At 59.9% G+C, this 26,515-nt stretch carries 20 protein-coding genes and 4 pseudogenes; 20 read left to right on the top strand and 4 right to left on the bottom strand.

From position 1 onward, the window contains the following. Positions 1 to 175: 175 nt before the first annotated feature. The 3 genes and pseudogenes from ACE10Z_RS09900 to ACE10Z_RS09890 all read right to left on the bottom strand — a co-directional run. Positions 176 to 286 (bottom strand): annotated as a pseudogene (locus ACE10Z_RS09900) (hypothetical protein); the annotation flags it as partial. Between the two features lie 182 nt (positions 287 to 468). Beyond that, complete coding sequence (locus ACE10Z_RS09895; protein ID WP_375787754.1) at positions 469 to 3,030, bottom strand: arylsulfatase; 2,562 nt, start codon at positions 3,028 to 3,030, stop codon at positions 469 to 471. A gap of 232 nt (positions 3,031 to 3,262) precedes the next feature. Further along, positions 3,263 to 4,364: pseudogene (locus ACE10Z_RS09890) on the bottom strand (transposase); the annotation flags it as partial. A 285-nt stretch (positions 4,365 to 4,649) separates the two neighbouring features. Here ACE10Z_RS09890 and ACE10Z_RS09885 point away from each other — a divergent pair. The 6 genes and pseudogenes from ACE10Z_RS09885 (at position 4,650) to ACE10Z_RS09860 (ending at position 11,827) form a co-directional block, all read left to right on the top strand. After that, complete coding sequence (locus ACE10Z_RS09885) at positions 4,650 to 5,987, top strand: IS1182 family transposase (protein WP_375787753.1); 1,338 nt, start codon at positions 4,650 to 4,652, stop codon at positions 5,985 to 5,987. 344 nt (positions 5,988 to 6,331) lie between these two features. Next, positions 6,332 to 6,853 carry a hypothetical protein gene (locus ACE10Z_RS09880; protein WP_375787752.1) on the top strand — a complete coding sequence of 174 codons (522 nt, stop codon included), beginning with the start codon at positions 6,332 to 6,334 and terminating at the stop codon, positions 6,851 to 6,853. A 198-nt stretch (positions 6,854 to 7,051) separates the two neighbouring features. Then, a pseudogene (locus ACE10Z_RS09875) lies at positions 7,052 to 7,827 on the top strand (IS5 family transposase). Positions 7,828 to 8,268: 441 nt separating this feature from the next. Next, complete coding sequence (locus ACE10Z_RS09870) at positions 8,269 to 10,512, top strand: AAA family ATPase (RefSeq protein ID WP_375787751.1); 2,244 nt, start codon at positions 8,269 to 8,271, stop codon at positions 10,510 to 10,512. A 42-nt stretch (positions 10,513 to 10,554) separates the two neighbouring features. Further along, the gene (locus ACE10Z_RS09865) at positions 10,555 to 11,409 is read left to right on the top strand and encodes an SDR family NAD(P)-dependent oxidoreductase (protein ID WP_375787750.1); all 855 of its coding nucleotides are present in this window, start codon (positions 10,555 to 10,557) and stop codon (positions 11,407 to 11,409) included. A 31-nt stretch (positions 11,410 to 11,440) separates the two neighbouring features. Further along, the gene (locus ACE10Z_RS09860; protein WP_375787749.1) at positions 11,441 to 11,827 is read left to right on the top strand and encodes a YybH family protein; all 387 of its coding nucleotides are present in this window, start codon (positions 11,441 to 11,443) and stop codon (positions 11,825 to 11,827) included. A 592-nt stretch (positions 11,828 to 12,419) separates the two neighbouring features. On the opposite strand, the gene ACE10Z_RS09855 is transcribed toward ACE10Z_RS09860, so the two are convergent. Further along, entirely contained in the window at positions 12,420 to 14,036 is a 1,617-nt protein-coding gene (locus tag ACE10Z_RS09855; protein ID WP_375787748.1) for a PIN domain-containing protein, read from the bottom strand. Between the two features lie 288 nt (positions 14,037 to 14,324). On the opposite strand from ACE10Z_RS09855, the gene ACE10Z_RS09850 reads away from it, so the two are divergent. From ACE10Z_RS09850 to ACE10Z_RS09785, 14 genes and pseudogenes are all read left to right on the top strand, one after another. Next, entirely contained in the window at positions 14,325 to 14,468 is a 144-nt protein-coding gene (locus ACE10Z_RS09850; RefSeq protein ID WP_375787747.1) for a hypothetical protein, read from the top strand. Between the two features lie 268 nt (positions 14,469 to 14,736). Continuing rightward, positions 14,737 to 15,120: a hypothetical protein gene (locus tag ACE10Z_RS09845; RefSeq protein ID WP_375787746.1), complete on the top strand. Its 384-nt coding sequence runs from the start codon at positions 14,737 to 14,739 to the stop codon at positions 15,118 to 15,120. A gap of 877 nt (positions 15,121 to 15,997) precedes the next feature. Continuing rightward, a complete protein-coding gene (locus tag ACE10Z_RS09840) occupies positions 15,998 to 16,144 on the top strand; it encodes a hypothetical protein (RefSeq protein ID WP_165127385.1) in 147 nt (48 codons plus the stop codon). 1,527 nt (positions 16,145 to 17,671) lie between these two features. Continuing rightward, positions 17,672 to 17,839: a hypothetical protein gene (locus ACE10Z_RS09835; RefSeq protein ID WP_375787745.1), complete on the top strand. Its 168-nt coding sequence runs from the start codon at positions 17,672 to 17,674 to the stop codon at positions 17,837 to 17,839. 164 nt (positions 17,840 to 18,003) lie between these two features. Next, entirely contained in the window at positions 18,004 to 18,549 is a 546-nt protein-coding gene (locus ACE10Z_RS09830; RefSeq protein WP_375787744.1) for a phasin family protein, read from the top strand. An 828-nt stretch (positions 18,550 to 19,377) separates the two neighbouring features. Then, positions 19,378 to 19,562, top strand: a pseudogene (locus ACE10Z_RS09825) (nitrile hydratase subunit alpha); the annotation flags it as partial. 159 nt (positions 19,563 to 19,721) lie between these two features. Then, on the top strand, positions 19,722 to 20,096 hold the full coding sequence (locus ACE10Z_RS09820; protein WP_375789792.1) for an SH3-like domain-containing protein: 375 nt from the start codon (positions 19,722 to 19,724) through the stop codon (positions 20,094 to 20,096). Between the two features lie 510 nt (positions 20,097 to 20,606). Continuing rightward, on the top strand, positions 20,607 to 20,867 hold the full coding sequence (locus ACE10Z_RS09815; protein ID WP_375787743.1) for a hypothetical protein: 261 nt from the start codon (positions 20,607 to 20,609) through the stop codon (positions 20,865 to 20,867). A 278-nt stretch (positions 20,868 to 21,145) separates the two neighbouring features. Next, the gene (locus ACE10Z_RS09810) at positions 21,146 to 21,589 is read left to right on the top strand and encodes an HNH endonuclease (protein WP_375787742.1); all 444 of its coding nucleotides are present in this window, start codon (positions 21,146 to 21,148) and stop codon (positions 21,587 to 21,589) included. 770 nt (positions 21,590 to 22,359) lie between these two features. Then, positions 22,360 to 22,599: a hypothetical protein gene (locus tag ACE10Z_RS09805; RefSeq protein ID WP_375787741.1), complete on the top strand. Its 240-nt coding sequence runs from the start codon at positions 22,360 to 22,362 to the stop codon at positions 22,597 to 22,599. A 401-nt stretch (positions 22,600 to 23,000) separates the two neighbouring features. Continuing rightward, positions 23,001 to 23,264 carry a DUF1127 domain-containing protein gene (locus ACE10Z_RS09800; RefSeq protein ID WP_375787740.1) on the top strand — a complete coding sequence of 88 codons (264 nt, stop codon included), beginning with the start codon at positions 23,001 to 23,003 and terminating at the stop codon, positions 23,262 to 23,264. 252 nt (positions 23,265 to 23,516) lie between these two features. Continuing rightward, on the top strand, positions 23,517 to 24,671 hold the full coding sequence (locus ACE10Z_RS09795) for a peptidase M15 (RefSeq protein ID WP_375787739.1): 1,155 nt from the start codon (positions 23,517 to 23,519) through the stop codon (positions 24,669 to 24,671). Positions 24,672 to 24,992: 321 nt separating this feature from the next. Further along, entirely contained in the window at positions 24,993 to 25,655 is a 663-nt protein-coding gene (locus ACE10Z_RS09790; protein ID WP_375787738.1) for a hypothetical protein, read from the top strand. A 251-nt stretch (positions 25,656 to 25,906) separates the two neighbouring features. Then, complete coding sequence (locus ACE10Z_RS09785; RefSeq protein ID WP_375787737.1) at positions 25,907 to 26,125, top strand: hypothetical protein; 219 nt, start codon at positions 25,907 to 25,909, stop codon at positions 26,123 to 26,125. The last annotated feature ends 390 nt before the right edge of the window (positions 26,126 to 26,515 follow it).

Here is a 26,515-nt window from a genome sequence, read left to right as displayed (position 1 = left end):
CGTCGAGCCCACGAGATCGCTGAACAGTACGGTGATTTGCCGGCCGCTCAGCCGAGTCGGCGGGCGAGGCCTCGACCGAGACCGACCCCCGAGGTTGTTTCGCACTTTCCTTTGCAAGCCCGGCAATCGCCGCGAGAAGCTTGATCCGGGCTCCGAGCGGAAGACCAAGTTCGCGCAGGTGATCCTGGGTCAGATGCGGCAGAACCGATTCATCGATCGCGTTGTCGCGAAACGCAGCCTCAAAGCGTTCGAGACCTTGGTTCCGCAGCAAAGTCGTGAGGTCCATGACGGCATCTCCCTCGTCAAGGTCAGCAGCAAAGCCTCGCGCCCCTCGACCCAGGACGGGCGAATTGTGACGTCCGCTTTACCCTAGACAACGGACATCACCAGACGGAAGCGTGACGTCCGCTAGGGTAAGGTCTCCGGCCGGGCCTCGAAGAAGGAATGCCGGACCGGATTGCTGTGGCATCAGTTGTTCGCGCCGGCGCGGGCGTGCCGAATGACCTGATGCTCCTCGCTGGTGAGCTGCACTGGCCCGACCTTGAAGGTGAGCTTGTCAAGCTTGCCGGTGAAGCGGAAGGGCACCTGATAATCCTTGTCTTCGACGCCGGTGCGGGTATCGACACCCACGTCGAAGGTTTCCTCGACCGGAATGATGAATGCCATGGTGTGCGGGATTTTTCTGGTGGCGACCTCCTTGCCGTCAACCTTCAGGACACCGGTGCCTCCCTTTCCGAAGCCGGGTCCATCGTATGTGAAATCGAACACGATGGTGTGCTTGCCGGGCGCGATCGCGTCCTGGCCTTCCCAGCGGAAGCGTTCGAGATCAAGGAAATTGTAGAGAAATACCGGCTTGCCTTTGAGCAGATACAGGCCGTAGCCACCGAAGCGTCCCCCTCCGGTGACAATCATCCCTTCGCTTCCGTCTTGTGAGCCCGCACGCCCAACGGTCGAACCAGCACTGCCCGGAATGTCCAATTCGGCGGTGATCGTATAGGACCTGTTCAGGATGCTGGGCGCATCGCTCTCGGGCAAGCCCGATATCTCGCCCGGGTAAGTGAAGGTGTTCCGACCTGCAGTAGCACTGGGCCGTGGTGTGATGATGCGCGAAAGGACCGAGTTATCCAGTGGAAACACGCCGTACTTTGTGGCTTCCACCATGAACAGTTCCTGCAACTCCCGCAGCTTGTCAGGCATCTTGGCGGCGAGGTCGTTGCTTTCCGAGTAGTCGTCGGCAATGTTGTAAAGCTCCCACTTGTAGCTGTTGACGACGTCTTCGGGCAGCTTGGCGGTGCCCAGGAGCCAGGGCGGCGCAGGTGGCGTTGTCGCGGCGACCCAGCCGTCGTGATAGATCGCGCGGTTGGCGAACATCTCGAAATACTGCGTCTTTCGCGCGGACGGCACGTTGGCGCTCGACTTGTCGAAGGTGTAGGTCATGCTGACACCCTCAATCGGCCTTTGCGCGATACCGTTGACCATCACCGGCGCCGGAATGTCGGTTGCCTCAAGGATGGTCGGTACTATGTCGATCATGTGGTGGAACTGGGTGCGGACGCCGCCCGCATCCTTGATACGGTTCGGCCAACAGATCGCCATGCCCTGTCGGGTGCCGCCGAAATGTGACGCCACCTGCTTCGTCCATTTGAACGGCGTGTCAAACGCCCATGACCAGGCCACCGACATGTGTGGATAGGTGGCGGCCGACCCCCAGGCATCGTATGCCTTCAATTGCTCGGCGACTGGTAGGTCCAAAATACCATTGTAGGCAGTATATTGGTTCGGTGTGCCGACCGTCGTGCCTTCCGCACTCGTGCCGTTGTCACCGCTGATATAGATGATCAGCGTGTCGTCGAGCTTGCCTTCCTCCTGGACTTCTTGGATCACGCGGCCGATCTCGTGGTCGGTGTAAGCAGCGTAACCGGCGAACACTTCCGCTTGCCGTGCGAACAGCTTTTTTTCGTCAGCCGTCAGCGTGTCCCACTTTTTCAGGTCATCCGGCCAAGGCGTGAGTTGGGTGTTCGCCGGGATGACACCAAGCCGCTTTTGATTGGCAAAAATCTGCTCACGAAGTTCGTTCCAGCCCATGTCGAACTTGCCCTTGAACTTGTCGATCCATTCCTTTGTCGGCTGATGCGGCGAATGGGTGCCGCCGGGCACGTAGTAGAGGAAGAACGGCTGATCCGGAGCGGCGGCGTTGAGCTGTCGCAGGTGGGCGATGGCGTCGTCCGCCATGTCCGTGATCAGATTGTAGCCGGGGATTCCGACCCAGGGGAAAACCTGGGTGGTGTTCCGGAACAGATATGGCGTCCACTGGTCCGTCTCGCCGCCCATGAAGCCGTAAAAGTAGTCAAAGCCCATGCCGATGGGCCACTGATCGAAGGGACCAGCCGCGCTGTACTGATAGCTCGGCGTGTTGTGGTTTTTGCCGAACCAGGACGTGGCGTAGCCGTTCTGCTTCAGGATGGTGCCAATGGTGGCGTTCTCCGGTCCGAGAATGCTGTCGTAACCCGGATAGCCGGTCGACTGCTCCGAGATGATGCCGAACCCCACCGAGTGATGGTTGCGGCCAGTGATCAGCGCTGCCCGCGTCGGCGAGCATAGCGCTGTAGAATGGAACTGAGTGTAGCGCAGCCCCATCTGCGCAATGCGATCCATCGCAGGTGTCGGGATGACGCCGCCGAACGTCCCCGAAACTCCATAGCCCTGATCGTCGGTCATGATCAGGAGAACGTTGGGTGCACCCTTGGGCGGTACCACTCGAGCAGGCCAATAGGGTTTCGACTGACTGGCCTGCAGGTTGATGTCGCCGCCGAACTTCGGCGGTGGCGGCGGAAGATACTTTCCATCTATCGTCGTGGTGGCACCGGGTGAGCCCGGCGTGCCGGTGGTTTGCTGCGCGAGGCTGGTTGTTCCCAGCGCGCAAAGCAGATAAGCGGCGGTGAGTGAGGTGCCACAAAGCAGCCGGTTGCGGCGGTTTAGTAAGCGGCATTCTAACTTTGAGCTATCGTCATCGTGACGGGTGCGGGTCATTGGAAGCTCCCTCTCGGAGACGTCAGAACCTGCGACGCCTATACGGGACACAATGCCGCAACGCATCTGTTGATCTAGATCAACACTCCGCCGACGGGCCCGAAACGTCGGCTTCGGGTCTTGGCCGTGTAAAAACACCTACCTTAGGGAGGTCGGTGAGAAGCCAGGACAGGTTCGGTCTCAGGCCACGATCGCAGCCATCAGCGGCTTGGCACCGACGATGTTCATGACCCGAATAGGCCAGGACCGAGAGAGCCATCTCGGCAGCTACTTTTGGAAGCGTTTTGATAAGGAAGTTCGTTGCCCCCATGCGGGCCTTCATCGTGCCGAACGGATGCTCGACTGTCTCGCGACGCCGGCGCATGGCGAGCGGGTTCGCATCAAGACGCTGCTGCACGGCATCTAGCAGGTGCTCATGCTCCCACCGTGGAATTCGCCGCTCTGGCCCTGTAGTGCACTGGGATTTGAGTGAACAATTTTGACAGGCTGTGGTCCAGTAGCGCCTTATCCGCTTGCCATCTTCCTCGCTAGTGAAGCGATATGGCAGCCACTCTCCAGCTGGGCAGCGATAGGCGTCCTCCTCTGGCAAATGCGCAAAGTCCTCTTACCGAGGCGCCCCTCCGATTTGGCGCCGACGTCTGCGGCTTGGGCAGAGTTACCGTGATGCCGGCCTCGTGGCAGGCGAGGATCTCCGTGCTGCTGATGTAACCGCGATCGGCAACGGCCTCGAGCGTCTCGGTCTTTAGAACAGCCTTCGCCTGCTTGGCCATATTGGCCAATTGAGCCCGATCTGAGCCACTGTTCGTCACCTCATGCGTCACCTCCGGCTGGCACGCCGCCGTTCCACCTTCGCCCGTGTGAAGTTCTTGTCCCGGTTGTTCACGGCTTTGAACTTGCTGCCATCGATGGCAACGCTCGCCACCGCGAGGAGATCCATCTCGCGGCAGAGTTCGACCAAGCGCGCGCAGACCTTGCGCAGCGCCTGGCCATTGTCTTTGCGGAAGTCCGCGATCGTCTTGTGATCGGGAGCGAGCCGACCCAGCAACCACATGACCTCGATATTGCGGCCGGCCTCGCGTTCCAGCCGCCGGCTCGACTGCACTCGGTTCAGATAGCCGTAGATGTACGTACAGCTTCAGGAGAATGGAGGGATGGTAAGATGGCCGACCAGTTGCCGCCGGCTCAACGCCTTCGAAGCTCATGTCCGCCAAATCGAGTGCATCGACAAACACGTCGATCACGCGAACAGGATTGCTCTCGCCAATGAAATCGTCGAGACATTCGGGCAATAGCGTCCACTGCCCACGATCCGCCTGCTCAACGAAGCGCCTCATCAGCTTCCCCCGCAGAATCACGAGAGAATCATAGCAAAGCAGCGGCGTTTTCACACAGCGAGGGTCACACTCGGAAGTCGGATCGCGCAGCCGTGAGGTCTGCTTCACCCCCGACACCGGACTTTCGGATAACCAGCGCGGCACTTCCAAAAGGGCCAAAGCGGAAGTCGCACACGTTTCGCCGTCTCATTCTCAGAGGCTGTGAATCTATGTGATTTGAGGCGTTTCCATTTGCGGAACGGCGAGTCGAATGATTCCCTGCTTCAAGGGCCGATGGAGGCAGGGATGTCACGCGAGACGCTATTTGGTGATTTGCCTGAAGTTGAGCCGGCTGCGCGGGAATGGCCGGGGCAGCCGCGGCTTCGCGAGCCTGTCCGTGATCAAGTTGAGCTGCGTGCGGTGGATCTTGAGGCGCTGCTGGCTGCCGAGCATCCAGCCCGTGTGATCTGGGGCTATGTCCAGAAGCTCGATCTGAGCGCGCTTGAAGAGACCGTTCAGGCTCGTGCTCATGGTCCGGGTCAAGCGCCGGTCAGCCCGCGCCTGCAACTTGCGTTGTGGCTGTTTGCCACGAGCCAGGGTGTCGGCAGTGCCCGGGCGCTGGCACGACTGTGCGAGAGCCATGATGCCTATCGCTGGCTGTGCGGCGGGGTGAACGTGAACTATCACAGCCTGTCAGAGTTCCGCACGGCGCATCCGCAACTTTTGGAGCAGCTACTGGTCGAGCACGTTACCTCGCTCTCGGTCGCAGGGGTGATCGACCTTGATGAGGTGGTGCAGGATGGCGTGCGGGTGCGGGCCGCGGCCGGAGCGAGTTCGTTCCGGCGTAAGAAGAAGCTGTACAAGGAGTTAAAGAAGGCCAAACGTCTGGTCGAGCACCTTCGGCAGGAGAATGACGACGATCCCGACGCCAGCAACAAGCGTATCAAAGCCGCACAGGATCGCGCGGTCCGTGAACGCGAGGCGCGTGTTGCTGCCGCACTCGAGCAGCTTGCCGAGATCGAAGCGCATCGAGCGCGGCGTGGTCGGGAGAACAGGAGCAACAGGAAGAAGGGAAGCAAACGCTCCGAGCCGCGCGCTTCCACGACCGACCCGCAGGCGCGGGTCATGAAGATGGCTGATGGCGGCTTCCGCCCGGCCTATAATTGCCAGGTCGCAAGCGTCGCCGAGGGACAGATCGCCATTGCCGTGGATGCGACCAACGTCGGCTCGGATCGAGGCCTGATGCGGCCGATGCAGGAACGTCTTGCGGGCTTTTATGGTCGCGCGAAGCGCTATCTCGTCGATGGCGGGTTCAACAAGAACGAGGACATCGAATGGGCCGCGGCCGAGGGGATCAGGGTCTATGGCCCGCCTGCCAACAACAAGCATCGGAGCGATCCCTATGCGCTACGCCCCGATGACGGCCCTGGCATGGCCGCCTGGCGCAGACGCATGAAAAGCTCCCACGGCAAGGGCGTCTATAAACGCAGGGCGCCAGGCGAATGTATCAACGCTCGCTTCCGCAATTGGGGCCTGCGGCAGTTCACGGTTCGGGGTCGCGAAAAAGTGCTCGCAGTGCTGCGCTGGTTTGCCCTCGCCAACAACATTCTCGCCGGACACAGGCTTCTGGCCCAAGCCGTATGACCAGACCCTACCAACCCTGAGGCACTCTTCTGAGCGCGCCATCGCCCTTACAGGGCAAATGCCGCGCTCGTAACTCTTAGGGTCACAGGCTCTCAGGAACACACGCACGTCGTTTGGCAAACTCCGTTCCACGAAAGGCGACACGCGGTTTCACTGGGGAACAGTCAATCGCTGGTGATGGCGCCGTCGTCCGCAGCTCGCTTGCGGAACGGGTGAACCATCCCTTCAGCCTTGCTATGGCGCGTCTGCATGCGTCGATATTGCACCAGTTCCGATGTGACTCAGCTTCGGTGCTGCAGTGCATTGAGAGCGCAGAGACCCTAGCGGCTGAGAAGCGCATTGTCTTGCCGCTCGATCCACGAGTCCTCCGCGGCTGGGCCTCGTTGGCACCGGATAGGATTGAGGCGGCGATTGCCTCCTACCGCGCCGCGCTTGCTGATCCGGCGAAGCGAGGCACGATCCAGTACGCTCCTTATAGCTTTGCGCTCTTTTGCGAAGTGCTTTGTCGCACAGGAAACCACCCCGGCGGAGCCGAAGCCCTGACGGGTGCTGCTGCCATTGCGGAACAAAGCGGCGAGCACTGGTGGGATGCGGAAATCTCTCGGCTGCGAGGGTTGGTGGCATTATCTCGCGGCCAGCTCGGAGGAAGCAAATGGCTGCTGAAGTCCGTACAGACCGCTCGGCAACAACGGGCGAAATCACTTGAGCTCCGGGCAGCGACGAGCCTCGCCCGCTTATGGCGCGATCAGGGCAAACGCACCGCGGCACGTGATCTGCTGGCTCCGGTTTACGGCTGGTTCACTGAAGGGTTCGACACGCTCGATTTGAAAGAGGCCAAGGCGTTGCTCGACGACTTGGCCTCGTGAGCCAGTCGAATGGACTAGCGACTTCCGAGCTCGGCCCCTCTTGGAAGTCCGACAACATCCGCTTTCGCGCCGCTATTGGGGACAAGCGGACATTGGTTCACGCGGTTAATTTATGAGTACGCGCCCTAGGTGGTGTGGACTCTAAGGATTCCCTTTTAGGAGCAAATCAGATTCAAGGCTGCTTTTGGGGAGGCCGCCTTGGGTGTGATGGACCGTTTGGTATTGAGCGACGCGGCGTGGGAGCGGATAGCGCCGCTGATCATAGGGCGCCCCGATCAGAAGGGCTCTACCGGGCGCGACAACCGGATGTTCGTGGAAGGTGTGCTGTGGATCGTGCGTACGGGGTCTCCCTGGCGCGATCTTCCGGAGGTGTTTGGGGACTGGAACAGCGTGTTCCGGCGCTTCAGTCGATGGAGCATCAAGGGTGTTTGGTGGCGGATCTTCGAGGCGATGTCCGATGATCCGGACTTCGAATATCTGATCGTCGATTCCACCATTGTTCGGGCGCATCAGCACGCCGCCGGCGCCAAAAAGGGGGGTCTGAAGATCAAGCGGAAGATCAAGCGATCGGCCGCTCGCGCGGCGGCCTGAGCACCAAGATACATATGGCCGTCCGCGGCTTGGGATGTCCGGTGCGGTTCACGCTTACCGCAGGTCAGAAGGGCGATGCACCGCAAGCCGCCGCATTGATCGAAGGCTTATCCGCTGAGGTCGTCATGGCCGACACGGCCTATGACGCCGACCACTTGCGCCAAGCCGTCGCCGCCAAAGGCGCGCTCGCCGTCATCCCCAACAACCCGTCACGTGCGCTCAAATATCCACTCGACAAACACCTCTATGCCCAGCGCCATCTCGTGGAGTGCTGCTTCTCAAAACTCAAGCAGTTCCGCCGCGTTGCAACCCGCTTCGAAAAGACCGCCCGAAATTACCGGGCCGTCGTCACTCTCGCAGCCATCGTCTTATGGATGCGATAAGTGTCCACACCACCTAGTCGTCCGCCAGTCATTTTCCGGTCTGCTCCGACAGGCGGACGATCTTGAAGCCCCCATTTTGAAGCCCTCTGGCAATCGCGTGGGGCTGATACTTGGGGTCGTCCGATCGAGTACCGCTCTAGTTTTATATTGCTAGGCACATCCACCAAAGGCCAGGATATTGGGTTCGATCCGGCCTGAGCAGCACCAGCTCCGGCGATCAGGCCTATCGCGACCGGTAACGCAGTCATCGTGGCCTCAACGCAAGCCGAAAAGTCAGGATGAAACGAGGGTCGAGTTTTGGATGGGACGAGCATTCATCGGGTAGAACTTGGCTGCGCGAACCACATCGAGCAAGAAATACACCATCCGGTGGACAAGTAGCTATTTTTGACGGTTTTGCTAAAGTGGCGCGCTAACCGCGCACGTGTGGGCGGGGTCGAGATGTCCCAACCAACTTCGATTGCCGAATGGCTGACCACCGTCGGGATGCCCGAATACGCGACGCGGTTCGCCGAAAACGACATCGACCTCTCGGTGCTCGGCCATCTCACCGATCGCGACCTGAAGGAGCTGGGCGTCTCGCTCGGTCACCGGCGCAAGCTGCTGGCGAACATTGCCGAACTGCCGGTCGCATCGGGCGCCCGTCCGATGGCGACCGCACCGGCGCCGCGGGACGACGCCCAGCGCCGTCATCTGTCCATCATGTTCTGCGACCTCGTCGGATCGACCGCGCTATCGACCAGGCTGGACATCGAGGACCTGCGCGCCGTCGTCGCCGCCTACCATCGGTGCTGCGCGGAGACCATCGAACGCGAAGGTGGCTTCATCGCCAAATACATGGGCGACGGCGTGCTGGCCTATTTCGGTTATCCGCAGGCGAGCGAGCACGACGCCGAGCGCGCGGTCCGCGCCGGCCTCGCCCTGGTCGAAGCCGTACCGGGTCTCGAGACCCCCGCCGAAGCGCCGCTCGGGGTCCGGGTCGGGATCGCCACCGGGCTCGTGGTGGTCGGCGACCTGCTCGGCACCGGCGCGGCGCGGGAGCAGGCGGTCGTTGGCGAGACCCCGAACCTCGCCGCCAGGCTGCAGGCGCTGGCCGAGCCCGGCGCCGTGGTCATAGCGTCCGGCACCCGCGACCTGACCGGCGGGCTATTCGAATACCGCGATCTCGGCACGGTCGCACTCAAGGGATTTGACCGGGGCATACGGGTCTGGCAGGTGCTGGGCAGCGACGCGGCCGAAAGCCGCTTCGAGGCGCTGCGTGCCGCCGGCACGCCGCTCGTCGGCCGCGCCGACGAGACTTCGCTGCTCCTGGGCCGCTGGGAGCAGGCGAAGGCGGGAGAAGGCCGGGTCGTGCTGCTGTCGGGAGAGGCCGGCGTCGGCAAGTCGCGCATGACGCAGGTCCTGCTAGAACACTCCGCCCAGGAGCCGCATGCACGACTGCGCTACTTTTGCTCCCCGCATCATCAGGACAGCGCGCTCCACCCGCTGATCGCGCAGTTGAACCATGCGGCCGGCATCCGCCGGACCGACTCCGACGGCGAACGCCTCGCCAAGCTGGAAAACGTCATCGCGGAGGCGACCGACCGGATCGCCGAGACCGCTCCGCTCTTGGCCGATCTCTTGGGCATCCCTATCGGTGACCGTTATCCGCCGCTCGACCTGACGCCGGCGGCGCGTAAGGCGAAGACGCTCGAAGCGCCGCTGATGCTGGTCGAGGGACTTGCCGCGCGGCGGCCCGTGCTCATGATATTCGAGGACGCACACTGGAGCGATCCGACCACGCGCGCGCTGCTCGACACCCTCGTCGACCGGCTCGCGGCCCTGCGGGTACTCCTCGTCGTTACGTTCCGCCCGGAATTCGTTCCGGCATGGCGCGACCGCGATCACGTGGATCTGCTCGGCCTCGGCAGGCTGCCGCCCGACCAGTGCGTGGCCATCATATCCCATCTCACGAGCGGGCGGGTGCTGCCGGGAGAGATCGCCGGCCAGATCCTAGACCGTACCGACGGCGTTCCGCTGTTCGTCGAGGAACTGACCAAGACCGTTCTCGAGAGCGGCCTGGTCAGGAAGGCCGGCAACGCCTATATCGCGACCGCCCTGATCGGGCGGACGGCGATTCCGGAGACGCTGCTCGCCTCTCTGCTCGCCCGTCTCGACCGGATGCCGGAGACGCGCGATCTTGCCCAACTGGGCGCGGCGCTCGGCCGGCAATTCTCCTACGAGCTGATCGCCGCCGTCGCGGAGCTGCCGCCGGTGCTGCTTGAGCGCTCGCTGGAGCGGCTCGAAAGCGCCGAACTGATCTTCCGGCGCGGCGCGCCGCCCGACGCCGAATATACCTTCAAGCACGCGCTGGTGCAGGACGCCGCCTACGGCACGATGCTACGCGACAGGCGCCAGCGGTTGCATGGGCGCATCGCCGCGGTGCTCGAAACTGAGTTCCCGGAGGTCCCGAAGCACCAGCCGGAGGCGCTGGCCCGTCACTGCGCCGAAGCGGGCCAGACCGAGAAGGCGGTGGAGCTCTACATAGCGGCCTCCGGCCGTGCCACCGCGGCCAGTAACAACGTCGAGGCGGCGGCGCACCTCAAACGCGCGCTCGCACTCGTCGCGACGCTTCCGCCGCGCGCTCCGCGAACCGTGGAGCTCAGGAACCGCATCATGGTCAGCGGATGGTGGTGGTCCGCCTGAATCCGACGAACCAGGAGAAAGCAAGCAGAGAGGAGAAGGGAAATGATCGAAAGCTTCGACGGAAAGACGGCCTTCGTCACCGGCGCCGCCAGTGGCATCGGCCTGGCCTTGGCCCGCGCCCTAGCCTCGAAGGGCGCGAAGGTGATGCTCGCCGACATCGAGGAGGACGCGCTCGAGGCCGCCCTGCGGAATCTGACGGACTCCGGAGCGAATGCACGGGCCGTCGCCTGCGACGTGTCCGACCCCGTCTCCGTGATGAGCGCGGCGGACGAGGCCTTCGCCGCCTTCGGCAACGTCCACGTCGTCTGCAACAACGCCGGCGCCGGCATCGGCGGCCCCATCGAGGCCATCGTCGAGACGGACTGGAACTGGCTCACGGCCGTCAACCTGATGGGCTCCGTTCATGGCATCCAGGCGTTCCTGCCCCACATCAAGGCGCATGGCGAAGGCGGCCACATCGTGAATACCGCGTCCTTGGCTGGGCTGCTTGCTCAACCCGGGACGGGCCCGCACAATGCGACCAAAGCCGGCGTAATCTCCGTGACGGAGACCCTCGCAGCCGAGCTCGCCGGCACCAAGATCGGGGTCAGCGTGCTGTGTACGGCGTTCGTGCGAACCCGCATCGCCACCAGTGTCCGCAACCGGCCATCGCGTTTCGGCGGACCGTCCGACGAGCCGGCCAACCCTCAGATGGCTACCCTTGTCGCCGCCGGAATCGATCCGGCCTTCGTGGCCGAGCGCGTGCTAACCGGGATCGCGGACAACGACCTCTACATCTTGACGCATCCGGAACTGCGCGACGTCATCGCCGGACGCTTCGACCGGATCCTGGCCGCCTTCGACAAGGCGGCGCTTCTCGAAACCGCACCTCTGGAGGCGATCGCCGCGCGCGCCTAATCACCCGCAAATCTCAGTACTGGAGGCTACTATGGGTTTTTCCAAAGCATTTACCGACTTGAACGCCAAGTTTATCGAGACTGTCAACGGCCATGACCCCCGTCGCTGGGCGGCCTTGTTTTCCGAAGATGCCGTTCTCATTCCCGCCGGACAACCGAGCGTGACCGGACGCGCGGGCATCGAGACATGGGCCGAGGACGCGATGAAGATCTGGAACCACCTCGAGATTCACGACGGAGGAAGTTGCTCGACCGAGGGAGACGTGGTTTGGGAGCAGGGCACCTGGACCGGCAATATTAACGTGCCCGACGCTAAGGAGACGATGGACATCAGCGGCAACTTCCTGCTCGTCGCCGCGAAGGAAGGCGCCGCCCTGCGCATCAAGGCGCATACATGGAGCGTCAACTCGCCCACCTGACTCGCAAAACCAGCGATGGACGCCCAAGAGGCGCCCAGGTGCAACGAGGCGGCAGCGCAATCATTGGTCTTACCATTCAAGTGAGCGGATCGATCGAGAACAGGGTCCGCTTTCACCACCATCAACCGTGTTGCCGAGGATCTTGGCGAGCGGAGAGCGCTGATGCTGGCGTCCAATTCCAAGGCAGAAGCTTCCGCAGGGGCAAAGGTCGCGACGATCTACTTCGAGATATCGCGAATTTTCGTGCGCAGCTAATCGTTCGGTTACCGAGCGAACGCCTCAAGAAGACGAAGTAGGCAGATATGATCAAGACCGCGATGGGTTGGCTGGAATTACCACACTGGCTGATGATCGCAGGAGCCGTGCTTGTAATGGTCGGCCTAATTGGCCTTGTGATCAGCCGCCGGCGTCGGGCCGATGTCCGAGACGAACCAGCCACCGAGCCAAGTCCTGAGCCGCGTCCCCAATTGCTCCCGGATCTTCTTGACTCCCGGCGACGAGGGGGCCGGCGTATAAAGCCAGCAGAGCCACCGGCTGGTTGAGATCGGGCAAAAGACGGTCGATCCGCCAACAAAAATAGTTCTGCCGGGCCTTAGGGGCTGGAATCGTAGGGAGCTTTGAGAATGCGGATGAACTCTGGCCTGACCCATCGCAACGGCCCTATCATCTGATTACTCAGCAGAGCCAAATTGTCTTGGGTTTTCCCGGCGGTCTGGAACAGATTCGCGGTGCTGTTGTCAGCAGGCCAAACCATTGCCGCGGTGGCATTGTACGGGTTGTACCATGAGTCGAGTTTGACCACTGGCACGCCGCTGGAAAAGGGGTCGACATCCCCGTAGCGAACGTCAGCATCGTTGGACATCTCCCAATCCACCTCCAGCGTTATCCATCTTTCCTGAAAATAGCGGATCTTGTCCGGCGGCCAGAGATAGAAAAACCGCGGTGTCATCCCCGCTGGAACACTCAATACTTCTCTGCTGTGCATTTTATCGTCGAACCCCGCCTTTCCGCTGAATTTGACTCGCACAAGCTTTTCTTTTCCGGGAACGAAGGTGGCCAGTCCAGCGATGGTGCAGTCGAACGGAAGCTTTAGTCTCTTGATGTCCGGTGGCGCCTTTGGTTTGAGCCAGAATTGATCGCCTACATTCGTGAACCCGCCAGTCCAGCGGCTGCTCTGCGAATATGCGTCGCGCCGGGCGTCATCAGGCGTCAGGCCATAGCCCACTTGAATGTTCTGAAAGACCGCAACTGTATCGATAGCACTGTTAACATCGCCCTGGTCCTTCCAATAGGAAATCAACACAATGGCGCCAAGTTGAGGATCTGCGTCGAGCCGCCGCCTTACTTCGGGCGCCAAACGTGACCACTCGGCCTCAAAGCGCTGTCGCTGGATCCGGTCGTTGATCTTTTGCAGTACGAAATTAACGCCATCGAACATTAAGGTGGCCGCCTGGAATTTGGCGTCCCCGCTTGCGCTAGGGCCGTGCTCCTGCACGGGTTCTATCGGTGGCCCAACCTCAGCGGTTGTTATTTTTGTTTTAGCTCCGGATGCCCCGCCGCCTTTGCTGGTCGTTGTAGCGCCGCTTGATGGAGGGCTCGCGGAGCCGCCCTTGCTGCTAGTCGCCTTCGTTGTGCCGCCGGCTGGAGGACTAGAGCCGCCTTTGCTTGGTTTAACCGAGCTATTCTGCAACATGCTCAACGGCTTCAATCCCATCAGTTTCCGGGCTTGCGCGATACTTTCGGGATTGTTCCGACTCTTAATTCCGGAAACGCCCCCGAGGTTGGTAACCCCGAGGTTCTGGGCTCGTTTGGCCAAATTTTCATCAAGGGTCCACAGGCGCGCGTTTAGGGCCTTTGCTTCTGCCGCGACGAAAGCGTCGCCAGGCGTTGTGCTGTCTCGTCTCCCATATTCCCTAATTTGGCCCGGTTTTCCTCTCGCCGGCACATGAATGATGTTATCAGCGTGAAAATCTCCCCGATCTTTGATGCTGGAGGCCCCCGCTGGGGGCGTTGTGATGTGCAGGTCCTTGAGTAACATTTCATAGCTCATGCGCAGATGGATCGGAGAATCCCGCACGAGTTCGTTATATGCAGCATGGGCGATGTAGACATGTTCTCCCGACGCGAGAATTCGTTTCAGGGCCTCGGCGGTGGCTACGTCACCCCGCGCAACATTCGTGATCACGTTCTTGTCCAGAAGGATGGTCATGTTCCATGGCTCCCAGTACGACGTGGGATTGCTCATTCCAAGAAAGACTGACCACTAACTTAGTCGCCAGCTCTATTTGCCCGGTTCAGCTAGGCTTGCCAGAAATCCTCGTTTCAATTGTTCGGAGCCGCTTGGACGTCGCTTAGTGCCGGCCTTCGTTCTGCGGCGGAGGCGAGACCCGGATCAGTATTCCCGACCCCGCGTGCTGCTGAGACCCTCCGGAGGTGGAATGCCCAGGTACTGTTTCCCTCCGATGGAAGGGCTAGTCATGGGTGCGCATTGAGAGCCTTGGCTACGACGTTGCCGGACGTGATCTGCACCGCGAGCGACAAGCGCGGCGCCGACGTCCGGCCAAACTTCAACTGGGACGCCAAGGGACCGATCGGCGGAATGGGGTATCGGGTGCTCTCGATGCCCTGCAGGGAAGCCTAATCCCCAATTTCCATCGCCCCGAAGAGTGCCGGTGTCCACCATCCCGTTTGGGGCGGTGCGATCCCAGGGAGTGGCAGCCAAGGTGCAGAACATCGTCGCCGGACTTGTCGTAGTGGCTTTTGATTGTGATCGGTTCGCTTAGCTACGCCCAGAAGCACCATCACTGTGGGCAGGGGTACGTGCTCAAACATTGGTGCGACGCGCTCAAGAAAACCCAAGAGACCTGCGGATCAATGAGCCCTTCAATTTAGCGCACTACGATGCCGCAATGGCTGGGACGGGTTGGCAACGCAGCTTTGAGGATCCGATCGCCCTGCCCGATGGCCGCGAACATGTCACCCTGCGCGATGCCGCGCGCTATAACGAGGCGTTGCCGCCGAAGGTCTGCGCCCAGGAGCATTGGCAGACGGCGATCGAGATAATCGCGATTCGCAAGGCCCTGCACCATGGGCGCGAGCCGCCGCGGCCGATGCCGCGGGGGACAACTTCGACTGTCCGCAGAAAAGCTGCTCTTCGCCCCTGGATTTCCTGTCACCGCCCAGCAACATACGCAATGTTCCATCTGCCGGAACAGTATTTTAGACTCCACTCCTCAAAATCCGTGAGGCAGCCTCGATCTCAACCGGGGCTGGAAGTATTATCATTGCACTGACAGGCAATTTTCCCGGACAGGTCGCAGTGCGCAGTGCACTGCGGCCTTTTTCATTAGGGGGTAAAAGTTCTTGCGCCAAATAACAGTGCTTTTGATCATCGATGCAATAGCAGTCGCTGCTGTCGCGATCGGGGTAATTTGGGTCCTCGTCGACCATCTAGGCCGCCGGTCTAAGAAGCCACTCCGACGTTGAGCGATTCTTGAACTGTGATGCCTATACTTGACGCCGCTAAAGAACGCTTTGGGCGCTCCAAGGAAGATTGATGATTGTCTATTTTTCATGCCGCGGCTGCGGCACCGTTTATTCTGCGATTCAGGAGCGAAGCTCCGCTCCTGTGATAAGCTCAGGGCTCTTTAGCTGCCTACGTTGCGGGAAGCCGGTCCATCACTGGTCAGGTATCTATAGTTACACTGACTGGCGTGAGGAGCACGTCGGAGATGGAAAAGAGCGCTTGCCCTGAAAAAGCCGCCCGAACTGTTCGCCTAAAGTCGATGCAACGTTTCACATTGACGGCCACGCTGATGGGAAGTTCAATTGGCCTATTGCGAACTGCCGAAGAGGTCACCAGTGAATTACACTGTGCAGGCCAGATTCCTCGTTCGAATGGGAACTACTGGCTGGATGGTTTATGATCGAGAACTCAAGGGGCCAGCGCTGATCAACAATAGCCATTGGGCTGAGAAGCTGACCAAGGAACAAGCCGAATCCGTAAAGGAGAGACTGACAAACCAGTTCACCGCCCGGTCGTAAGTCCGCTGACGGATTCGCAAATCGCGGGCGTCGACGGCAACTCCGAGCTTTGGCCACGACGTTGCTGGACGACGTAAGGCCCCCGTCAGGTTTGGCGCTTACACTCCTGTGCTTTGGGGAGGTTTCATGTTCAGCCTTTCGAAGCCTGCGACAGATCTCGACGCCTCGCGCCCGGTATCCACCCTCGCTACTGTTACGCTGTTCAGCGTCATCGGCTTGGTTTTATCTCTCGCTCTCGCGCGGTATGGGATTGATATCACCGCCAGCATGTAGCGGCGAGCTACTAGCATTTGCCGCGGACAGAAGAACAGTTGACCAACCAATAGCGCAACGGGCCGTTTGATCGCCAAATCCTAGCGGCTTCTCTCCGCGCGCAATCGGGACGATCATCTACCTCATGCGCCAGCGTAGATGCACGAAATGATCCGGCCGTTCCCACCGGGCAGCCCAGCTCAATGGCTCGCCGACGGTCACGCACCTGCAACATCCAGTACTTCGCTGGTGCGGTCGCTTGGTCGACTTCAGGCTCGATACCTTACCCTAAGATCAGGCATGGTCGCGGGTTGGCTGGCGGCTGGTGTGCTCGGTCTGTGGCGCCGCTGGCGCTGTTAACATCGTTCCGAATTGGCATGAGCCACGTGATTCCATTCACAGAGAACTGGAGATCGTGATGGAGCCGGCTGCCCCAGCCCGGCTGGCTGGGGGCCGTGCGCGGCCGAGCCGGGGCAACGCCTCGCTGGGCGGCGGGCAGTGTGGCGCTTCCCTACGCTACGCCGCGTATTGGGCTATTTAACGGAGAACCGTAGGGAAAAGCGGCGGTTGCAACGCGAAGCGCAGCCCGGAGGAGCGCGATCGCGGCTGGCGGTGCAAGCGCTTCACTCCGGGCGCAGTCGCCCGCGCGCCTGCCCCCCGCGCTGACTTACTGACCATGCCAGCCAAAGAATGAGGCGGAGCTACGACCTGTGCCCCGCTGATCGATGCCGGAAAATGGCGGATGCGCCGCAGCAACTTAATCGCGTCGCTTTGTTGATCGCACTCAAGCCACAAGGGTGCCTCAGCGATTCCCTGGCTTCTTCAGCTAAGGAAGCCAGGGTTGCTTCCACTCGGCGCCGCCCGCGCGGAGCAGACAGCATCGTCAGGTTGCATCAAACCACGGATTCCCGCAACTAGTCATTGGGGTTGGCGACTTTTGTCGACATGGCACTGGATCTCCCCGCCAGCCCAGCCAAAGCCCCTCCCGGGGCGGCTTTCGCGCGCCCTTGGGTTGCATTAAGCTTGAAAGCCGATGTTTGAAGCAGTGGGGAAAATATCATGAAAGACGCGATCTTTAATTTAGTAGCCTCCATAAATAAACAGATCGAGAAGCAAGAGGAGGCCAACAATCTGATGCGCGTCTAATCGAAACCCAGCAAGACACAGGTCAGGCAGTTGCTAATCTCGACGAGCATTTGGCTAAACGTATTACGCGCTAGAACGGGCCTACACATGAAACCGCTAATCGGACTTATCGCGCTGCTCTTCACGACCGGCGCATTTGCACAAGCCGCTCCACCGAAAGCGGCCAAAAGGCCGCCCGTTCAGGTCAGGCCGCAAGCGCCAATGGGTTGCAAACTGGTCGGCGCGGTCAGAGGCACCAAGATCTGGGCAGGTGACTGCATCGGTGCGGCGCCTGCTGCGACGGAAACTCCGCCGCCGCCGTCCCCAGCTGCACCACCCCCAAGCGCCGTCGGCGCCCCTGCAGAGAAGCAGTGATTAGGGCGCGTTCCGGCCGGCCGGTTGAGAATCGGTTGAGGCAAAGAAATGACAGTCGTCGACCTGGAGGAGCTAGCAGAAATGGCGGTGCAGCTAGAATCCACCGCGCGCAAGCTTGGTCCGAGCCCGGAGCGCGATGAACTACTTCGAGACGTCGCCCGATTTCGCGCGCAGTTAGCCACGAGACTGTCGGAGTTGAAGGCGAAGAAAAACTGAACGATCTCCACTGCCTTGGAGCGCGTCAGGTCCGCCCGCATTCCATTCAGAGTTCCGTTCACCACACCAACGCCGCGTAACGAACAAGGCAGAACCGCGATTTCATCGCAAACATGGCGGAGTATCTTGGCGTCTGGTTTGATTCAGAACAGCGGAGTTCAGCAATGACGACGACCCACAAGGATAAGCCGCGCGGTAAACCACGCCAGCGCAGTCGGAAGGCGGACCAGCGAAACCAGAAACCTGATGATCAACAGCAGAGCCCGAAGCTCGCCCAGCGGGATGAGGATCGAATCGGCGCAATGGTCGCGTCAATTGACACCGTCACGAACGGCGCAACTGCGCCGGCGGAGCCTCCCTCAAGCGGGGCACCCGCCCCGGCGGATGCGCCCTTGATCGGCGAAGTCGCACCGACGAGCGCAGTCACACCGGGGGACAACTGGCCAGTCAGTATTCAAACTATCGCGAATGCCTACAGGGACTATACCAAGAGGTCGCTCGAGGAGACCGGGCTTTTTGTCGAGAAGCTCATGGCCGCGCGGTCGTTCGATAAGGCGAATGAGGTTCAGACCGAATTCGCAAGGCAGGCTTATGCAAACTTTGTCGCTGAGTCACAGAAGATTTGTGAACTCTACAGCGAACTTGCCAAGCAGATCATCTTCAGGCCTTGGGAAGGCTTCGCGGCGAAGGTGACCCAAACCGAGCGCTAGGATTTCGCAGTGGCAGTATGAAAAGCGAACCGGCGGCAGAAGGAAAACCCCGATCGAGCCTCAGCGTTTAGCTTAGGATCTGCCATCAGCAATTATCGACACCAGTTTGCCGACGATCGTTCCGCCTACAAGTGCGATTGAGTCTGCCGAACAGCCACAGGCGCCCCTTGCAGAGATTATGCCAGACCCCGCGTCAGCAACTCTTAAAGCAGTGTACCGACGTTTTACAAAATCAGAGCCCCGCAAACGTGAACCATTGAAGAAAGTCGCTATCCATCGGGTCGGCACCGAAGGTGAATATCGAATCCACAAGGAAGTACAACAACGAGGTGCCGACTTCAGCTCCAGTTACCAGATTGTCTCTGCTGGAAATTCTGAAAGAGAGGTTCCTCAGTGGGTTGGGTCCAGGCCTGATTTGGTCGCCGCCGTGTGAAGTGCAAAGGTGAAGCCCTAAGGGTCAAGCAGGCGTCATTCATAGAGAAACTAAGAACCGAAAAGCCGATGCCGTGCAGCCACCCGGCGACCCGTAGCGTCTTCGCTTGGAGCGTGCGCGAGGCAAGACGGGCTTTGGTTCTCTGGACCGTATCAGCACGCAGTCCGCTAGATGTTCTAGAAGTTCCTCAGCGCCAGCACAGGGCAGGTACTTGCCGACACGTTGCCGATCATTGCGATCCGATTCCGCTGACAGCCGTGGCGGCATGCTGGGCTCTCGTGACTACCTAGACTTCCTTGTTCGGCAGCATCGGCTTGATGGCAACCCATTCATGATCTCGGAGTTCGTCGCATGATTCGAGCCCCCAGCCTGGGAGTCTGACATAGGGTTAGCTTATGGTGCACGAACATGACCACGATGGCGACGGCTCCCGTTTGTCGGAAGTAGAACTCCGGGTACGCGCACTCGAGTCCGTTCTCGAGCAAAAGGGCTACATCGATCCTGCAGCGATCGATGTTCTGATCAAGAGATACGAGAAAAAATTGGTCCCCGCAATGGGGCCAGAGTTGTCGCCAAGGCGTGCCGATCATGCTATCCCGGGTCACAATGGAAGCGAGTTGCTCCTCGGTCCAACCCTCGGTGTGCTTGCCGAGCACAGCTCGTATCCGCGGATGAGATCGAGGCGAGTCGGCCGCTGGGCGAGCTAAAAAAGGTTAGCGGTATCCTGCAACACGCCGCCGTGGAAGCGGCACTTTTGCGCGGCAGACCGACCGACCGGCCGGTGAGCGCTCCAGCACGTTTTCGTATCGGCGACCGCGTTCGGGCAAAGAACATTCATCCGACAACACACACACGGTTGCCCCGATACGTGCGAGGCCGTCCCGGCATAATTGAGCGGCTATGTGGCTGTCACGTCTTCCCAGACACGAACGCGCTCCAGCAGGGGGAGTATCCGCAATGGCTCTATACCGTGCGGTTTGACGCTCGCGATCTTTGGGGCCCCGAAGCAGATCAATTGCTCAAGGTTTCGGTTGACGCATGGGAGCCGTATCTGGAGCCTGCCGACCAGGCTTCCTTAAATGGCACATTGGTGCGCTTTGTCCCACCTGTTTGAGACGCGGCGCCGCGGCCGCTCTTTGCTCATCGCGACATATTGTGCTGCCGCACGAACTTGGTCGCTATAGGGGCAAAGCGGACGTAGCCTTCGTCGCATCATGCGACCGGGTTTATCGGTACACGGCCTAACTAACTAATGAGTTCACCGGCGCTGGCCCTCTCCGAATTCGCGAGCTGCCGCCGCTCGCGCCGCTTAGCGTAGACCCGTGGCGTACTCGTCCGCGTGTCCTCGCTCTTGGACTGGGGAAGATGAAACCGGAACGGCCTGAGAGGTTGGCCTCCCTCAAGCGCTTCTGGGCGAGCGGGGACGTCAATCGCGCACAGCCTATCTCAACGGGCCCGGGTTTTTACGGAGGCGCGCTCGTTTAGGCCGCCGGTGCAAACGAAGATGAAGCATAAGAGCAACAGTCCACAGCACGTTGCACCAACGCACGACTGTTAATTTGCGTCATCAAGGCGATTCAGACCTGCTGTCTCCGACGAACCTAGAAGGTGTGGGATGATGACAATGTTCATGCGTGCGGTCGGCGCTGCTGCGTTGTTTCTGATGACCCTGAGCACTGAAGCCTACGCAGTACGCCAGCACAGACCGGCAGTGCGGATTTCTTGCTCGGAGGTCAGATACTACGTCGCGAAGTATTCGGCGCCGGTTGCCGAAATGTATGCCCGTAGTCACGGCGCCACCGACGCGCAGGTCGAGCGGGCGCGGCGTTGCTTGGCATCAAACGAGGCGGTAGAAACCGGGCAACGGCGCTCCTACACGGAATGAACATGACTTGACCTCGCCTCGATTGCGCCGCGGACTATGCCGGGTGCCGCCCAGGTGAACTCTCATTGCGCCTATGGCGCCTTCATCCTCTTATCTGCGCATTCCAATCCGAACTGTCTTACGAGGGGCGCCTCCATTCCACGTGCGACTTGAGAAGCAGGAAATCAGGTCTAAAGGGCGCCTCAATGGCTCTGGTCTTGGTTATGGCCCCGGAGCTACTTCGTCCCTTGGGCAGTTGGCGGCCAAGTTCGAGCTCCGTCGCTCGCGAAACGGTCACATTGGAGAACGCTATCGACCAGCTTGAAGATCAGATCGAGGCGAGGGTTAAGAACGACACCTCGATTGATGAGACTGAGCGACAAGCAGTCGTGCTAGCTCGTCGAGGTCAGGGGCGATTCCGCAAGACCCTATATGAGATCGAAAAGTGCTGTCGTATCACTCAAATCGCTGATCCGAGATTGCTGCGAGCCAACCACATAAAACCCTGGCGTGCATGCGAAAACAATCACGAGAGATTGGACGGCAACAATGGTCTATTGTTGTCACCGCACGTCGATCTGCTCTTTGACCGCGGCTACATCTCCTTTGAGGAGGATGGGATCCTGCCTGACCAAGATTTCGGCGTGACGCCTTTCAATAGCACTCAGGCGAAATACCTGGATTTCCATCGGAGCTCCGTTTTCCTCAGGGACAGGGTCAGCGAGGAAACCGACAGAGCCTAGCGGTGCTCTCGCGCCTTCGCGATTGTGGTTGTCCAGGGTTGGGCGAGACCTTGTCGAAAGTAGGCGGATAGGCGGCACGATCGAAGTGTTTCCGATCAGCGCCGGAATAGCCTGAGCTTTTATCGTCGCCGATGTGGTTTGTGTTTCGGGGGGTCCGTTCCGGTAATTGCCCGATACCACGCGGCGTCTGATTGCGCGCGCGCTCTGGCAGCAGCAAGATCCGATTGTCCACGATAGAGCTGACTTAGGCCAAGGTAGCAATCGGTGCGCGCCGGTCCGTGAGGTATTGCTTCGCAGTTCGCCTGCGCGCTCGCAGCGCCAGGAAGGCCCGTCAGCAAGATTGCGACGACGCTTGCGGTCCAATGTGTCATCACCGCTCTCCTTATGTGCTTGATGATGGCCTCTTTGCTCATGACTGCAAGGCAAGGACACCAAGCTAAAGACGTGACACTCTATGTCGCAGCCGCGATCCTGTACGGCGGCTGCGTCGTGTGGTCGTATTTCTACAATTGGCGGAAAACTCGATCGCCCATCTTGGCTGCTAGCTTGACCGTACACGGTATCGGTTAGGATGACTCCTACTGAGCAGGTGGCCGTGACTTTTCCCCTCGATGTGCACGTCTAGGCGGCCAGGGCCAGGTCTTCGGTTTGTATTCGCCGGGCGTGACAATTTTCCAAGGACCTGGCTGGCCACACCCTTGCCAAAAGAGATTCCATTTCTAGCCACGAATCGGGCTCACAAAGGCGAGAGCATAACGGGGGGATACGTGATGCAAGCACGCAAGGCTCGGAAGCCAGGGCCCATCGAGAAGAATGAGGAAATTGAACGATTATATCTTGAGCTAGCTTCGTTCAATCAACGCATCCAGGAACTTGAAAAGCAGCATCTTGAAGCGTCGACGATTGAGGCACTGAAGGCTAGTGCGCTCACTTTGGCGCGGCAGATCGATGAAATCTGCTGTTCGGCCGCTTCGACTGCGAACGAGTTGACCCGTTTGCTTGCGAAGTAATCTTACGGGCCGCAATCGCCAGAAGTATGCGGCGCATTAATTTTCAACTTCCTTGACAGTCGACACCAGTTCTGGGTTCGCGTTGGTTTGAGCGCGTCCCGACTGTTTTCCGTTCTACTCCCTCAACTAACGGACATCGTTCAGCATGAACGGCAGGTCAGAAATGTGCCAACAAACAACAGACTCATGCACCGCAGCTTAATAGCGGGCCTCATTCGATCACCTCGCCGGCGAGCGACAGCAAGGTACGGAGCACGGGTATGCCGAGTCTCTTTGGCGATCCTCAGATCGACCATTGAGCAGCAAGGGTGGTTGTAGTACAGAAGCCACTCGGGCCATTCACAACCGCCCGATGAGCTCCCGCAGCCAAGCGTTGTTTCGCTCCATTGAGGAGGTGAAGCATGCCTTGCGGCGGCACGATCAACAATTCAACCAATACTCTCGACGCAGCTGCTTCAGCCTCTTTTCCGGCCTTTAGGGGGCCCCGGAGAACCCCGGCTGCGTGGCTGGCCGGATTGGTACTGTGGTTGGAACGCCAGCACCAATACAGGGAACTTCTCGAACTTGATGACTGGCTGCTCGCCGACATTGGCGTATCGAAGGCGGATGTTGAAGAAGTGCGAAGGTCGCCCTTGTACCTAGATGCGTGGCGCGACAGCCGATAACACTGGCGAAGCCGCTTTCGTTTGCGCCGCGACCCAATGTCCGTTTCGTCTTCGCCGGGAGATGAACCTTCGGCGCTTTCCAATTCGACGCTATCGGAAAAGTGCCACGAGGGCGCGAGTTGCATTCGGGCAACATCGTTCAGAAAGATGCGTCGTTAACCTTCTTTCGCCATTGCGCGACCGCGCCCTGAGCCGACAATCCGCCTCGTCACATGCTGCAATCTGGCTCCCGAGGAGCCCGTGGAGGCTGGGATGATGAACTCGCGGCGGGTGCGGGCGGCGGTGTTGGGCGGGACGGTCGTTCTGTCGGTCTCGTGGTTCGCGGCGTTCGGTGCGGCTGGCATCGAGAAGATCGGTGCGTCAGTCACCGGTGCGTCAGTCGATGATTCCCGTGCTCCTGATGTTGTCGCCGATGCCGTATCCGCGACGTCACCAGCAACTGCCACGTCGAACGCTGCCGTCGACGGCCCCGATGCAGTGGTGACCATGAGCGAACAGGAAGCGGTGGCGACCACCAATGCTGCGCCGACCGTACACGAGACGGAACCTGTTGTCGCGGCCGCGTTGACCGATCCGGCGCTCCCGCCGGACACCCAACCGGGGCAGACGCCGGCAGCGAACACGCCGGATCCGGAGCCTCGCGTGGTCAAGGCAGCGGTGGACTCCGTCGAAATCCTCGACGAGTGCTGGGACGTCAACGCCTGCATCGACCGCTATCTGTGGGCGCTCTATCAAAGGACGCCCAAGGAAGACACCATCAAGGTGCCGGAGCAGAGGGAGGTGACGGTCAAGAGAAAGAAGAAGACGGTGACTGTCACCAGAACCTTCACCAGGCTTGTCGATGAGGATTTCGCCTGGAAGGACACCAAGGCGGCCGAAAGAGCCAGCATGCCCATAATGGACTACGTCATGGGAGGCGTCGACCGGAGCTTCAAGCTGAAGCTCTTCCATGCGCTTCTGGCGGCGGAACGGGCCGGCCTATCGCCCGGCATCACCAGCGCCTTCCGCGATGACTACCGCCAGTCGATTGCAAGCGGGCTGAAGGCGGCCAGCAACAGGTCGTATCACGGCGGCAGCCTCCGTGGCGGCTACGGCCATGGGCTCGCGGCCGACATCGTCAGCATCGACGGCGCGACACGCGACGACCGTTGGAGATCGTCGGAAAAGCTTTGGAAATGGGTCGACGCGCATGGCAAGGAGTTTGGCGTCGCACGCCCCTATCTCGATTTTGACCCGGCGCATCTGGCGCCGATCGATGGCCAGGAAAATGCCGCCCACCGCGGTGGCGCCAAAACGCGGCACGCGGCGTTGGACACGAAGAAGCGCAGCCAAAACGCGGCGCACGATATTCACGCCGCGGTGAAACGCGCAAAGACCGCGAAGTCATCGAAGGTGCGAACGATCTAAGCGGGATCACGATGGTCCGTATGGTGGGGTTAGCCCACCGGGTCCGCGCAAAAGCGCGGCGCGATGACGGCTCCGGCGTAACCCACCAACGTCGTACCCCGAAGACGGCGGGCAACGCTTCGCTACGCGTGTACTTATAAACGTCGCGTCCGCTTTGCCCTGAAAAGGCGACATAGAAGCGATCTGAATGCACGTCGGCGTTGGGCCAAGAGCGGAAGTCACGTTTCGGCTGTAGAACAAGCAAGCCTCTGTTAACGCAATGGCCATGATCGTGTACATTGCGCCAGATAAACGCCTAAGTTGCGTTCCATGAAACGATTCTTGCTTTTCACGCTGATGATGCTCGTCGCTGCCTTCGCGATTTATAAATTCTTCTATCCGACATACACCTATCGCTACCGCTTAACGGTCAATATTGAGGCGGACGGCAAACTCCACTCGGGTTCAAGTGTGATCGAGGTGATCTGGTATGCGCACCTTCTGCCAGAACTAGTGTCATTTTCACCCGAATTGCGCGGTCAGGCGGCGCTAGTTGATCTTGGAGAGCGTGGCGTGGTGGTGGCGACGCTAACAGCCGATGATTGGGGTTGGCATAATAGCAATGCGGGGTGGGGCGCATTTTGGCTCGTCCCTCGTGCATTTGGCGTCAGGGATTCAAATGGGGGGTTGTCCAAACTCGCAAATCTGCGCGGCAAACGCGAACTCGTCCTCGATAATCTCCCACGCCTATTGTGGTTCTCAAATCCGCGAGACCCCACCACAGCTAAGACAATACTCGTAGACGATATAGCGTCCGTGTTCGGCTCCTCAGCCAAGTTCGCCGGAGCATCCGTTGAGATCACAAGCGATCCACTCGCAATCAACATTCGTGAAAGCCTGCCGTGGATTAGGTCCCTGGAAAACAAGCCCGCAGGCGAAGATCGTATCTACCTACCGAACAAGCTTAGCATCGGGCGTTACATGTTTATTGGAGACGCTTCGTGAGATCGGAACGTCCGCAATGGGTCACACTCGGAAGTCGGCGGCCCTTGCGCCGAAGTCCGCTGGTCCCCAATGAGCAGACATCGGCGGACCGTGCGATGAGGTCCGAAAGGGCCAAAGGCAACCATTTCCCGTCTTACAAAAAAGCGGTTGTCCGACGTCTTGACAGTCAACCCGTCTGGTCTAATTTTTTGACGGGGCACGGCCCTTTACGTTTCAAGGATAGGCAGAACGACCGTCAGAGGAATGACGAGATGATCGACGAAAACTTGGCACGGTTGCGGACCCACCGAAATAACATTCATCGCTATCGCAAATTGCTCGGAACACAGCTCTCCGAGCTTGAGCGTAAGTTCCTAGAACGGCGCCTCTCCGAAGAGCAGACCGCGATAGAGAAGCTGGCGACGACAATTTTTCCTCTTGAGTTAGGTGTCGTGAACGCCCCGCAACGAGCATCGCCTGGCGCGGCTTAGGCGGCCTCCGACAATGTTGGAAGTCGTCCTAATTGACCGTCACAGACGCGGCTGGGGGTGGCAGGTTCGCGACCATTCCGGCAATACATTCATGGCCGGACGAGAACAGACCCGGCGAGCCGCGAAGTACGCGGGGGACCGGACCTTATTTCAACTCCTCGCCACTGATCCGAAATTGATAGACCTGCGGAGACCGACGTAAGAAAACACGCAACCACTCAATCCGGTTCGTCGTCAAAGGCCATATTGCGTGGCCCCGCGGAACTTCCTTTATGGGGTCATTCTCGACCGATTCAGCGGGGATTGTCTGCTGGTTGATGTCCGCTTTGCCCCAAAAAGGGCCTTCAGCGGCCCGACGATATTGACACAGCGGCCCATCATTGCGGTGCT

The organism is Bradyrhizobium sp. Pha-3 (genome assembly GCF_042258615.1).
Taxonomy (GTDB): Bacteria; Pseudomonadota; Alphaproteobacteria; order Rhizobiales; family Xanthobacteraceae; genus Bradyrhizobium.
The sequence above is the reverse complement of the archived record's forward strand: the minus strand, read 5'-3'. Positions and strand labels throughout refer to the sequence as shown.